Raw genomic sequence first — 12,525 nt, forward strand, 5'->3', positions numbered from 1 at the left:
ATGTATAGGGGCTGACGCCTGCCCGGTGCTGGAAGGTTAAGGGGAAGTGTTAGCGTAAGTGAAGCACAGAACTGAAGCCCCAGTAAACGGCGGCCGTAACTATAACGGTCCTAAGGTAGCGAAATTCCTTGTCGGGTAAGTTCCGACCCGCACGAAAGGCGTAACGATTTGGACGCTGTCTCAACAATAGACTCGGTGAAATTGTAGTACCGGTAAAGATGCCGGTTACCCGCAGCAAGACGGAAAGACCCCGTGGAGCTTTACTGCAGCTTGGCACTGGATAATGGTATATCATGTACAGGATAGGTGGGAGACATAGAAGTGAGGACGCCAGTCTTCATGGAGTCACTGTTGGGATACCACTCTTGATATAACGTTATTCTAACTATGGACAGTAACCCTGTTCTAGGACAATGTCAGGCGGGCAGTTTGACTGGGGCGGTCGCCTCCTAAAGAGTAACGGAGGCGCCTAAAGGTTCCCTCAGCGCGGTTGGAAATCGCGCGAAGAGTGTAAAGGCAAAAGGGAGCTTGACTGCGAGAGGGACACCTCGAGCAGGGACGAAAGTCGAGCTTAGTGATCCGGTGGCACCGCATGGAAGGGCCATCGCTCAACGGATAAAAGCTACCCCGGGGATAACAGGCTTATCTCCCCCAAGAGTCCACATCGACGGGGAGGTTTGGCACCTCGATGTCGGCTCGTCTCATCCTGGGGCTGAAGTAGGTCCCAAGGGTTGGGCTGTTCGCCCATTAAAGAGGCACGCGAGCTGGGTTCAGAACGTCGTGAGACAGTTCGGTCCCTATCTGCTGTGGGCGTAGGAAATTTGAGAGGAGCTGTCCTTAGTACGAGAGGACCGGGATGGACAAACCTCTGGTGTATCAGTTGTTCTGCCAAGAGCACTGCTGAGTAGCTAAGTTTGGAAGGGATAAGCGCTGAAGGCATCTAAGCGCGAAGCCCCCCTCAAGATGAGATTTCCCATCCTTTATGGAGTAAGATCCCATGTAGATAATATGGTAATAGGCCTGAGGTGTAAGTACAGTAATGTATTCAGCTGACAGGTACTAATAGATCGAGGACTTGACCAATGACAAGTTTTCACTTGTGAAAACGAGCAAGGTTTAAGACCACAAAATAACAAATCGGTTAATCTGATATATGCAATTTTGAGTGTGCAAACATTGAGTTCTTGCTTGCAAGAATCTCAAGCCGACATAGCCTTTACGCAGTAAATGCAGGAGGCATGTCGGAGTGCTTAAGCTCAATTAAATATCTGTTGACATAAACAAAGATATGTGATAACATTATTCTTGCTTATGTAAATGAAAACATAAATCCAGTGATGAAGGCGGAGGGGCTACACCTGTTCCCATACCGAACACAGAAGTAAAGTCCTCCAGCGTCGATGGTACTTGGCGGGCAGCTGCCTGGGAGAGTAGAACGTTGCTGGTTTATGTTCCAAGATAGCTCAACGGTGGAGCACTCGGCTGTTAACCGATAGGCTGAGGGTTCGAATCCCTCTCTTGGAGCCATTTAGCCGGAGTGGCGGAACTGGCAGACGCACAGGACTTAAAATCCTGCGATCCTTACCGATCGTACCGGTTCGATTCCGGTCTTCGGCACCAATTTTTTTAAAACAAAAGTATAAAAAATATCGCGGAGTGGAGCAGTTGGCAGCTCGTTGGGCTCATAACCCAAAGGTCACAGGTTCAAATCCTGTCTCCGCAACCACATGGCCCCTTGGTCAAGCGGTCAAGACACCGCCCTTTCACGGCGGTAACAGGGGTTCGATTCCCCTAGGGGTCACCATTAGTTTGTCCGAAACTTTAAAACGGACATATGGGAGTTTAGCTCAGCTGGGAGAGCATCTGCCTTACAAGCAGAGGGTCATAGGTTCGATCCCTATAACTCCCACCATATGGCCTAGTAGTTCAGTTGGTTAGAACGCCAGCCTGTCACGCTGGAGGTCGAGGGTTCGAGTCCCTTCTAGGTCGCCATTAAACATTTTGATTTATTAATCAATTGTTTGTAAGTTGCATGAATGTTGATCGTTCATGTGTACATTGATAGGAATATTGATGTAGAAATGTACCAAATGCCGGTGTAGCTCAATTGGTAGAGCAACTGACTTGTAATCAGTAGGTCGCGGGTTCGAGTCCCATCACCGGCTCCATATTTTCTGGAGGGGTTCCCGAGTGGCCAAAGGGGACGGACTGTAAATCCGTTATCAGCGATTTCGAAGGTTCGAATCCTTCTCCCTCCACCAATAACATGCGGAAGTGGCTCAGTGGTAGAGCATCGCCTTGCCAAGGCGAGGGTCGCGAGTTCGAATCTCGTCTTCCGCTCCAAATTTGCGTTCATAGCTCAACTGGATAGAGCACCGCCCTTCTAAGGCGGGGGTTAGGGGTTCGAGTCCCTTTGGACGCACCAATTTTAGTAACAATTCTGGAGAGGTACCGAAGCGGTCATAACGGGGCGGTCTTGAAAACCGTTAGGGTGTGAGCCCACGTGGGTTCGAATCCCACCCTCTCCGCCAATTACTAAATCCTAAAATTGGGGCGTATAGCTCAGCTGGTTAGAGCGCACGCCTGATAAGCGTGAGGTCGGTGGTTCGAGTCCACTTATGCCCACCATGCCCGGATAGCTCAGTCGGTAGAGCAGGGGACTGAAAATCCCCGTGTCGGTGGTTCGATTCCGCCTCCGGGCACCATTAAAAAGCAGTGATGAAGTATTTCATCGCTGTTTTTTTATGCAATTTTCATGCAATTTTGATGGTTACATAGTTGTAGTTGACTTTTGATTTTTAGAGTGATAAAATTTCATCTAAAACATATGGAGGTAATGATGAAAGGGAAAAGAGTTTATCTAAGATCTATTGAGCGTGGAGATGTAGAATTAGCATGGCAATACATGAATAACGAAGATACATTTTATAATTTAAGCGTTGGAATTCCATATCCAATGAATCGCGATAACGAAACTGACTGGTATGAATCTCAAAGGAAACGAAGTGATGCCTATAATTTTGCAATATGTAATGTTGAGGATGATTTATACATTGGCGGTTGTGGTATCAATTCAATTGATTGGAATAATAGAAGTTGCAATATAGGTATTTTTATTGGAGATGATAAATTTAAGGGAAAAGGGTTTGGGACAGAAGCGATGGCTCTGCTTTTATCTTTTATTTTTAATCAAATAAGTGTTGATCGAGTAGAATTGAGAGTTTTCAGCTTCAATGAGCGTGCGGTAAAATCGTATATAAAAAACGAATTTGTTCAAGAGGGTCGATTGAGAAAGGCAATTTATAGAAATGGACAATTTTATGATGAGATTATTATGAGCATCTTAAGAGATGAATATCTTAAGAGATGAATATCTTAAGAGATGAGTATCTTAAGGGATAAGTATATTTATAAATGAGTATCTCAAGAAATAAGTATAGAGACTTTTGAAATAGAATAGATCATTGAAGTTACAAGGAGGCATATTGTGTTATTTGAAATGGAAATAGAGGCATTGAGGAATCAACTGGATAATATAGATGGACAAATGGTTATGCTGTTAGAAAAAAGATTTGAAATTACTGATGAAATTGGCAGGCTAAAAAAAACCTATGCTCAACCGATAGATCAAATTAGTAGAGAAATTCAAATTAAGCAGAATTTGATGGATAAACTTGAAGGCTATAGACATTTAAATGAGATCCTAAATATCTATGAACTATTATTTGATATGAGTAAAAAGTCCCAAAAAAACGTTTAAATAGAGGCGTTTTATAAAAAAGAATTACAAATATATTAAGAATATAATTCCATATAGGATTAGTTTAAAATAAATAGTATACTGATAATAAGTGAACATTAATTTTATACGGGGGCATACATGGAATTTATTCAAACTATCATGACCTACATTCTTGATTTGATCTCAGAAATACGAATCACATATATAATCGATATATTGATTATTGCATTTGTATTTTATAAGCTCTTGGGATTTATAAAAGAAACAAGGGCTGAACAGCTCGTTAAAGGTTTTTTAATAATTTTAATTGTATCTAAATTAAGCGAATGGGCCAAATTGTATGCTGTAAACTATATCTTACAGAGTACTTTTACAATTGGATTGATTGCACTGGTTATTCTGTTTCAACCAGAGATGCGAAAGGCTTTAGAGCACTTGGGGCGTAGTCAAATCTTTATGATGACTAACAGAAAAAATACATTAGATGATCTCAATAAGTCAATTAATGAAATTGTTGATGCGGCAGGTGTAATGTCTAGGAAAAAAATAGGTGCATTAATCGTAATTGAAAGAACAACAGGCATCAATGATATCATTGAAACAGGAACGGTAACAGACGCACAGATTTCAGCAGATCTTTTAATGAATATTTTTTATCCTAAATCACCCTTACATGATGGTGCTGTTGTGATTAAAAATAATAGGTTAATGGCCGCGGGCTGTTTACTGCCATTGTCTGCAAACAAGTACATCAGTAAGGAACTTGGAACGCGACATAGAGCGGCTATGGGCATGACAGAAAGTTCTGATGCAATGATTGTAATTGTATCAGAAGAGACAGGGCATATCTCAATGGCAGTTGAAGGTAAATTGCAACGGTTTTTAGATACGAAAACATTAAAAGAGCTTATGATTACAACTTTGAGTCAAGAAAAAGAAATAAAAGCTGGAGGTGGTAAAGATGCCTAATAAGCCCTTAAAATCACTGTCATCTTCGTTGCTTAGTGGAATCAGATGGATCAGAAATTTACCGAGAGCTTTTTTTACAGTAAATCTTTCACATAATACAGGTATAAAATTATTTTCATTAGTTCTTGCGATATTATTTTGGGTTTATGTGATGGATCAAGTCGATCCTGAGATTACAAAGACATTTGAAAATGTGCCGATTCAGCTTATAAATCTTCAGGAATTGGATCAAAACAATTTGAAAATTATGAACCAACATGATTACTTTGTGAATGTTGAAGTCGTTGGAAGACGCAATAATGTAATTAATTTGAATTCAAATTCTATCTATTTATGGGCGGACATGAGAGGTGTCAAAAAGGGTATAAATACGCTTTCGATTAATAAAACTATTAATTCTGAAGCGGTTATGATCAATACAATTTTGCCAAGTGATATTGTACTTACGGTGGATCAAATCGTTTCTCTTCCAAAACCTGTAAAAGTAACTTTAAATGGAGACTATGCTACTTCTATTTATCAAGATGCACTAATGGTTAATCCTGATGAGATTAAAGTGAGTGGACCAGAGAGCGTTGTTAACACGGTTGCATATCTGGGCGGTGTAATTAATGTAAGTAATTTAACATCAGATCTAACGAAGGACATTTCGCTGGTGCCTTATAATTATGATGGTGAAATTGTGAACGGTATTACTCTAGACAATAACTATTCCAATGTCTCGCTAAAGCTTGGTAAAACTAAAACAGTTGATCTGAACGTGACTGTGGAAGGAACTCCGATGGAGGGCTATGAAGTTGTCTCGTATAAAACGATCCCCGAAAGCATTAGTATTCAAGGGGATGTTAATAAAATAAATACAATTGATGTGATTAGTCCAGAAAAAATCGTGCTAAAAGGTGACGAAGATGCAACTTTCATCATTGAAAAGGACTTGATTTTACCGGAGGGTGTCAAAGCAACGACTGCAAATGGTCCGATTCAAGTTGAAATAGAAATTGAAGCGCTACAGACAAAAGAATTTACATTCGCAGCAAAGGATCTTCCAATCGTAAATTTACAAGAAAATTTTATGACGGATCTAGCTGAAAGTGAACAAATGGTAACGGTCAAGATTAGAGAAATTGAATCGGTTATAAAAACACTTGCAAAAGCTGATATACACTTATATTTGAATTTCAGTAATGTGGATAAACAAGGTGCTTATAAATTAAAGGTTATTATCTCCGATCAGGATAATTTCAATGATATTGTTATTGATCCAGTGTATATTGATGTCAATGTTATCGATCAAGCGACTAATCCTGGAACAACTGGGAATAATGGTGCGACTGGAAATTCAGGGAATGTCGGAACGCCAGGATCTAATTGATTTTTATGTGATGAAGAGCTATAAAATAGTCTAAATATTTATGAAGCTTTAAGATATTGTCAAGAGGAGATGTCTTAGAGCTTTTTTATGATGTGATGTCATTTAGTGATATAATGGGATTGGATAAAGACATCGCTGCTATAAAGTAGAATGTATTAATTTGAGGTGAACAGTGAAAAAAGAACTCGAAAAAATATTAGATTCAACTCATGATGCAATGATTGCAATTGATAAGCATAATTTGATTACACTTTTCAACAAATCTGCTGAGCGATTGACGAAGATAAGTGCTTCAGATGCCATTGGACAACCCGTTCAAATTATCGTAGAAAATACGCGATTACCGGTGATTCTTGAGACGGGGATATCTGAACTCAATCAAAAACAGCAATTAAATGATGTCACAATCATTACGAATAGAATGCCTATATTAAGTGATGATGGCGATATTATAGGTGCTGTTGCAATATTTAGAGACATTTCTGAAATGATTGAACTTGCAGAACAAATAACAAATCTCAATCAAATTAGGGAGACTCTTGAGGCCACAATTAATGCGACTCAAGATGCAATTTCAGTTGTGGATTCTGATGGCGTAGGTATTCTTATAAATCCAGCATATACGCGGATGACGGGCTATACAAACGATGATATTATTGGAAAGGATTGTACAGTTGACTTAGCTGAAGGTGAGAGTGTTCATTTGGAAGTGCTTAGAACCGGAAAACCTGTTCGAGGAAAGACACTTAAAGTTGGGCCGAAGAGAAAGGATGTTATCGCTGAGGCAGCTCCTATTATTGTGAAGGGTATTGTAAAAGGTTCTGTGGCAATTATACATGATTTAACGGAAGTAAATGAAATCTATAGACAATTAGATCAAGCTAAAAAGATTATTCGAAACCTTGAAGCGAAATACACTTTTGATGATATTATGGGTGGCAGTGAGATTTTGAACAATGCGATAGAAAAAGCGAAAATTGCGGCAGAGACGCCCGCAACTGTTATTTTAAGAGGTGAGAGTGGCACTGGAAAAGAACTTTTTGCACATGCAATACACAATGCCTCCAATAGAAAGTATGCGCAATTTGTAAGGGTCAATTGCGCTGCAATTAACGAAAATCTACTGGAAAGTGAATTGTTTGGATATGAAGAAGGTGCGTTTACAGGTGCGTCGAAGGGCGGTAAAATTGGTCTCTTTGAAAAAGCCAATGGGGGAACCATTTTTTTAGATGAAATTGGGGAATTATCACTAAATACACAAGCTAAACTTTTAAGAGTACTTCAAGAAAAGGAAATTTTAAAAGTGGGCAGTACGAAACCAATCCCGATAGATGTCAGAGTGATTACGGCAACAAATGTGGATCTCGAAAAAGCCATTAAAGAACATCTTTTTAGACAGGATTTGTATTATCGCTTAAATGTAGTGCCAATCTACATCCCTGCTCTAAGGGAGAGACTTGATGATGTGGGTGTATTGGTCAAACATCTAATTAATAGATTCAATCAAGAATATGGGCGCAATGTTGAGCGTGTTTCTGATGCCGTTCTTGAAATTATCAAATCATATGATTGGCCTGGAAATGTCAGGGAGCTTGAAAATTTTGTCGGCAGAGCCATGATTAATATTAGAATGCATGAATATTTATTAACGGCACTTCATTTGCCTCAACTCAATATGGGCATTCCAAATGTCAATTATAATCTTGGAGAGGTTGTTCAAAAGATTGAATTGCTTGGATCGGATAATACTTTAGAATACCGTGTTTTGGCATTTGAAAAATTTCATATAGAAACAGTGCTTGAAAATAACAACGGTAATCGTGAAGCGACAGCAAAAGTGCTTGGGATATCATTAAGAACATTATATTATAAACTCAATAAGTTAAATCGCGGGCTTGATATGGATAAATAGAACAAATTAATTCATGCAATATTTTGCATTTTGAAGAGTTAGGTGCAAAACACTGCATGTTAATTATTGCATCATTAGACGGATTGATTATAAATCAGTCTTTTTTTTCGTTAGGGGGAAAGGGAAGCCTAATAGATGAATATTTGAAATACACTTGTAGAGCGTCTTTCAACGGTTGAATATAAATTCACTAGGACAATTGCCAAAATGATTATATTGGCATCATCCTTGCGTCATTTATAAGTGATAGATTAATTAAAATTAGTTGGAGGTGTCAATTTGGAAAGAAAATATGTCTTAGTGATTAATCCAGGCTCAACGTCAACGAAAATTGCGGTTTATGAGGGGTATGAGAGAAAAGCTCAAGAAAATTTAACACATGAGACTTCAGAACTTGAAAAATATGAGAAAATAACAGACCAATATGAGTACAGAAAAGATATGATTGTAAAATGGCTTGTAGACGAAAATTATGCCCCTTCTAAATTAGCGGCTGTTGTAGGACGGGGTGGATTGCTCAGACCAATGCCAAGTGGCACTTATAAAGTAACAGAGCCAATGATCCAAGATCTCATTGTTGGTATTCAAGGTGAACATGCTTCAAATCTAGGCGGCATGATTGCGGGTGCAATCGCCAAGTCAGAGCAAATTGAAGCTTATATAGTAGATCCCGTTGCAGTTGATGAGTTTGAAGATGTGGCAAGAGTATCTGGAATGCCTCAAATTGTACGCAAGTCGCTTGTACACGCACTTAATATTAAAGCGATTGCACACAGTGTTGCAAATGATAAACGGGTTAAAGTGGAAGATTTAAACCTTGTGATTGCACATCTGGGTGGCGGTATATCGGTAGTGCCTTTACTAAAGGGCAGAATGCTTGATGCGAATAATGCCAATGAAATGGGACCCTTTTCACCAGAGAGAACTGGCGGATTGCCTGTGGGAGATGTGGCAAAACTTTGCTTTTCAGGCGCCTATACCTTTGGATCACTCAAGAAAAAACTTAGAGGAAAAGGCGGCATGACCGCATATCTTGGCACTAATGATGCAAGAGAAGTGCTAAAACGGATTGAATCTGGCGATGAGAATGCCAAATTAGTCTTTGAAGCAATGGGGTATCAGATTGCTAAAGAAATTGGTGCTATGGCAACGGTTCTCCAAGGTAAAATTGATGCCATCGTACTCACTGGGGGTGTGGCATATTCTAAATATTTAACGGATTATATTAAAGAACATGTGGCATTTATAGCACCTGTTATTATAAAACCAGGTGAAGATGAGATGGAAGCATTAAATGAAGGCGTTCAGCGTGTACTCAATGGTGAGGAAAATGCAAAAATATATGAAAAAGAGGTCATAATCAATGATTAAGAATTTTGATGAATTATTAAATATAGCGATTTCTAAAGGTCCCAAAATTGTTTCAGTGGCATGTGCGCAAGATGATGACGTGTTAAGAGCGATTAAAGTAGCGTATGAAAAAGGCATTATAAAGGGTATTTTAGTAGGCGATGTCCCTAAGATTCAAGCCATATCGAAAGAAATCGGGTTAGATTTATCTGAGTTTGAATTAATTCATATAGAAGATTTAGCAGCGGCTTCGTTAAAAGCGGTTGAGCTTGTATCAACGGGAAAAGCGGATCTGGTTATGAAGGGGTTGGTAGATACTGCGGTTATCTTAAAAGCGGTCTTAAACAAAGAAGTGGGTCTTCGAACTGGAAATGTTTTAAGCCATGTAGCGGTATTTGATATTCCAACTTATCACAAGATTTTGACAGTGACAGATGCGGCGATGAACATTGCACCAGATCTTAAAACGAAAAAACAAATCATAGAAAATGCATTGGTTGTTACAAGAGCCCTTGAAATTGAGATTCCTAATGTAGGGATTATTGCAGCAAAGGAAAAAGTGAATCCGGCTATGCCCGCAACTGTTGATGCTGGAGAACTTGTAAGAATGAACCAAGAAGGCGAAATAACAGGGTGTAAAGTAGGTGGTCCATTTGCGCTTGATAATGCAGTCTCAAAAGAGGCGGCTAAAATTAAAGGCATTAAAGATCCGATGGCAGGCGATGTGGATATTATCGTTGGGCCAACAATTGAAGCAAACAATATACTTTATAAAGCCCTTAACTTTCTTGCAAATGCAAAATCAGCGGGAATCATTGTGGGCGCGAAGGCACCCATTGTATTAACTTCTAGAGCGGATTCAGATGAATCTAAATTAAATTCAATCGCTTTGGGTGTTTTAATGACAGCAATCTAGTGTGAATCTAAATAGTGTTCACGCACAAATGGGACATTTGGATGAGCGCATGGCAAACAAGACATAGGGTTAAGATAGGAGAGATAAAAAATGGAATCATTTAGAATACTGGCAATTAATCCAGGATCAACATCTACTAAAATTGCAATTTATGATAATGAAAAAGAAGTGTTCGAAACGACAATCAGACATTCAAACGAAGAAATTGAGCCTTTTGATAAAATATTTGATCAATATGATTTTAGAAAAGATGTCATTTTGAATACGTTAAATGACAATGGCATCAATCTGACGAAATTAAATGCTGTCGTAGGTCGTGGGGGCTTATTAAAACCCATTAAAGGTGGCACCTATGAAGTGGATGCACAAATGCTTGAGGATTTAAAAGTGGGCGTTTTAGGTGAACATGCATCTAACTTAGGCGGAATTATTGCAAATGAAATCGCAGGACAACTCAACATTCCGGCATTTATTGTTGATCCAGTTGTTGTGGATGAGATGAAAGCTGTGGCAAGAATTTCAGGTATGCCCGAAATCGAAAGAAAATCGATTTTTCATGCGCTCAATCAAAAGGCTGTAGCAAGAAGATACGCAGATGAAAATCATAAAAAATATGAGGACGTTAATATCATTGTTGCGCATCTTGGCGGAGGAATCTCTGTAGGTGCTCATGAAAAAGGTAGCGTTATTGATGTTAACAATGCACTTGATGGCGAAGGCCCCTTTTCACCAGAAAGAACAGGTGGATTACCCGTGGGCGATTTAGCTAAACTTTGTTTCTCAGGAAAATACACACACGCGGATATCAAAAAAATGATCAAAGGCAAAGGTGGATTGGTTGCTTATCTTGGATCAAATGATGGTCGTGAAGTCATGAAAATGATAGAAGAGGGCGACAAAAAAGCAGAGCTTATATTCAAAGCGATGGCTTATCAGGTTTCTAAGGAGATTGGCAGTTGTGCAGCTGTTCTAAAAGGTAAAGTAGATGCCATCATTTTGACAGGTGGTCTTGCCTATGGAGAAGTGCTTACCAACTGGATTAAAGAAAGTGTTAGTTTCATAACAGAGGTGGTTATTTATCCTGGGGAAGATGAAATGAGTGCACTTGCTCTAGGGGGTCTTAGAGTATTAAGAGGCGAAGAAGAAGCACAGAAATATATATAGTATGTTCACTATTTTGTTCCCTTTTGTTCTCCTTTGTGTTCTCCTTTGTGTTCCCTTTTGTACGTGGTACGCAAGGAAACACGCAAGGAAACGCAAGGTAACAAATGAAAATAGAATAGAGAGAAGTGGTCTGGTGAAATGAAAATGGAGCTTAAAAAGGATAAGAGGATTCGCATCATTATAGGGCACTATGGTAGTGGTAAAACAGAATTTGCAGTGAATTATGCTTTAGCACTCAAGAATGAATGTGAAAATGTAACCTTGTGTGATTTAGATATTGTAAATCCTTATTTCCGTTCGAGAGAAAAAGCAGAAATGCTAGAGGAAAATGGCATTAAAGTGATCAGTGGGGCCAGAGGTCATCACGCAAATCTTGATATTCCAATGGTATCTGCGAGTATTTTAACACCTCTTCAAACTGAGCATGAACAAGTTATACTGGATGTCGGTGGTGATGCCATAGGTGCCCGTGTGCTTGCAAGATTTAAAACTTATTTTGAAGAAGGTCAATATGATATGTTTTGTGTAGTCAATGCATATAGAGAACAAACGCAAGACTTGATGGGTGTTATGCACCATATTAGAACGATTGAAGACACCGTAGGTGTCAAGGTGACGGGTCTGATAAACAACACACACCTATTAAGAGATACATCTGTTGAAGATGTTTTAAAAGGTCAAGCATTAGTTGTGGAAGTGTCAAATAAACTCAATATTCCTATCAAATATGTCAGTTCCTTGGAAAAGGTTACCCGCCAATTACCAGACGACATTGAAGGAGAAATTTTCCCGATTCAAATGATTATGAGGGAAGAATGGATGTGAATTTGAGACTTTCACGCAATATTAGAAATGGAGGTTGGAGATAGTGGCGGCTAAAGGTAAAGTTACGTTCAACGAAGATATTTGTAAAGGCTGTGGTCTATGCACAACAGCATGTCCTGTGAAAATCGTCACATTGGACACGAAGAAAATTAATGTCAAAGGTTATCACCCAGCAACAGTAATTGAAGTAGAAAAATGTATCGGATGTGCAAACTGTGCAATGATCTGTCCTGATTCTGTTATCACAGTTGAAAGATTCTAGTAACTAGTAGGAG

The 12,525-nt window shown here is 39.1% G+C and carries 10 protein-coding genes, 13 tRNA genes and 2 rRNA genes; all 25 read left to right on the forward strand.

Translation table 11 applies throughout. The features are described 5' to 3' along the window. Positions 1 to 1,083 (forward strand): 23S ribosomal RNA (locus tag F3D3_RS08375); the annotation flags it as partial. Between the two features lie 247 nt (positions 1,084 to 1,330). Then, positions 1,331 to 1,447: ribosomal RNA gene (rrf, locus tag F3D3_RS08380) — 5S ribosomal RNA — on the forward strand. A 5-nt stretch (positions 1,448 to 1,452) separates the two neighbouring features. Then, positions 1,453 to 1,527 (forward strand) — tRNA-Asn (locus F3D3_RS08385). A gap of 4 nt (positions 1,528 to 1,531) precedes the next feature. Beyond that, positions 1,532 to 1,620, forward strand: a tRNA-Leu gene (locus F3D3_RS08390). Between the two features lie 30 nt (positions 1,621 to 1,650). Next, positions 1,651 to 1,726: transfer RNA gene (locus F3D3_RS08395), tRNA-Met, on the forward strand. 3 nt (positions 1,727 to 1,729) lie between these two features. Further along, positions 1,730 to 1,804 (forward strand) — tRNA-Glu (locus F3D3_RS08400). A 32-nt stretch (positions 1,805 to 1,836) separates the two neighbouring features. Then, positions 1,837 to 1,912, forward strand: a tRNA-Val gene (locus F3D3_RS08405). A 3-nt stretch (positions 1,913 to 1,915) separates the two neighbouring features. Then, a tRNA-Asp gene (locus tag F3D3_RS08410) sits at positions 1,916 to 1,992 on the forward strand. A 100-nt stretch (positions 1,993 to 2,092) separates the two neighbouring features. Then, positions 2,093 to 2,168: transfer RNA gene (locus F3D3_RS08415), tRNA-Thr, on the forward strand. Between the two features lie 8 nt (positions 2,169 to 2,176). After that, a tRNA-Tyr gene (locus tag F3D3_RS08420) sits at positions 2,177 to 2,261 on the forward strand. 7 nt (positions 2,262 to 2,268) lie between these two features. Beyond that, positions 2,269 to 2,343, forward strand: a tRNA-Gly gene (locus F3D3_RS08425). A gap of 5 nt (positions 2,344 to 2,348) precedes the next feature. Then, positions 2,349 to 2,425, forward strand: a tRNA-Arg gene (locus F3D3_RS08430). A gap of 17 nt (positions 2,426 to 2,442) precedes the next feature. Further along, positions 2,443 to 2,531, forward strand: a tRNA-Ser gene (locus F3D3_RS08435). A 20-nt stretch (positions 2,532 to 2,551) separates the two neighbouring features. Next, positions 2,552 to 2,628 (forward strand) — tRNA-Ile (locus tag F3D3_RS08440). A gap of 1 nt (position 2,629) precedes the next feature. After that, a tRNA-Phe gene (locus F3D3_RS08445) sits at positions 2,630 to 2,705 on the forward strand. A gap of 134 nt (positions 2,706 to 2,839) precedes the next feature. Beyond that, a complete protein-coding gene (locus tag F3D3_RS08450; RefSeq protein WP_242877111.1) occupies positions 2,840 to 3,370 on the forward strand; it encodes a GNAT family N-acetyltransferase in 531 nt (176 codons plus the stop codon). 117 nt (positions 3,371 to 3,487) lie between these two features. Continuing rightward, the gene (locus tag F3D3_RS08455) at positions 3,488 to 3,760 is read left to right on the forward strand and encodes a chorismate mutase (protein WP_069872983.1); all 273 of its coding nucleotides are present in this window, start codon (positions 3,488 to 3,490) and stop codon (positions 3,758 to 3,760) included. A 120-nt stretch (positions 3,761 to 3,880) separates the two neighbouring features. Further along, positions 3,881 to 4,711 carry a diadenylate cyclase CdaA gene (cdaA, locus tag F3D3_RS08460; protein ID WP_242877112.1) on the forward strand — a complete coding sequence of 277 codons (831 nt, stop codon included), beginning with the start codon at positions 3,881 to 3,883 and terminating at the stop codon, positions 4,709 to 4,711. Beyond that, positions 4,704 to 6,083, forward strand: coding sequence for a YbbR-like domain-containing protein (locus F3D3_RS08465; protein ID WP_069872985.1), 1,380 nt, complete (start codon positions 4,704 to 4,706; stop codon positions 6,081 to 6,083). The genes cdaA and F3D3_RS08465 overlap by 8 nt, the downstream gene beginning before the upstream one ends. A 172-nt stretch (positions 6,084 to 6,255) precedes the next feature. Then, positions 6,256 to 7,995: a sigma-54-dependent Fis family transcriptional regulator gene (locus F3D3_RS08470; protein ID WP_069872987.1), complete on the forward strand. Its 1,740-nt coding sequence runs from the start codon at positions 6,256 to 6,258 to the stop codon at positions 7,993 to 7,995. 279 nt (positions 7,996 to 8,274) lie between these two features. Beyond that, positions 8,275 to 9,366 (forward strand): butyrate kinase, encoded by a 1,092-nt coding sequence (gene buk / locus F3D3_RS08475; protein WP_069872989.1) that lies wholly within the window; start codon positions 8,275 to 8,277, stop codon positions 9,364 to 9,366. Further along, a complete protein-coding gene (locus tag F3D3_RS08480; protein ID WP_069872991.1) occupies positions 9,359 to 10,261 on the forward strand; it encodes a phosphate butyryltransferase in 903 nt (300 codons plus the stop codon). The genes buk (F3D3_RS08475) and F3D3_RS08480 overlap by 8 nt, the downstream gene beginning before the upstream one ends. 90 nt (positions 10,262 to 10,351) lie before the next feature. Then, entirely contained in the window at positions 10,352 to 11,425 is a 1,074-nt protein-coding gene (buk, locus tag F3D3_RS08485; protein ID WP_069872993.1) for a butyrate kinase, read from the forward strand. A 144-nt stretch (positions 11,426 to 11,569) separates the two neighbouring features. Continuing rightward, a complete protein-coding gene (locus F3D3_RS08490) occupies positions 11,570 to 12,250 on the forward strand; it encodes an ATP-binding protein (RefSeq protein ID WP_069873325.1) in 681 nt (226 codons plus the stop codon). A 43-nt stretch (positions 12,251 to 12,293) separates the two neighbouring features. After that, positions 12,294 to 12,512 (forward strand): 4Fe-4S dicluster domain-containing protein, encoded by a 219-nt coding sequence (locus F3D3_RS08495; protein ID WP_069872994.1) that lies wholly within the window; start codon positions 12,294 to 12,296, stop codon positions 12,510 to 12,512. Positions 12,513 to 12,525: the final 13 nt, after the last annotated feature.

Source organism: Fusibacter sp. 3D3, from assembly GCF_001748365.1.
In the GTDB taxonomy this organism is placed as follows: domain Bacteria; phylum Bacillota; class Clostridia; order Peptostreptococcales; family Acidaminobacteraceae; genus Fusibacter_A.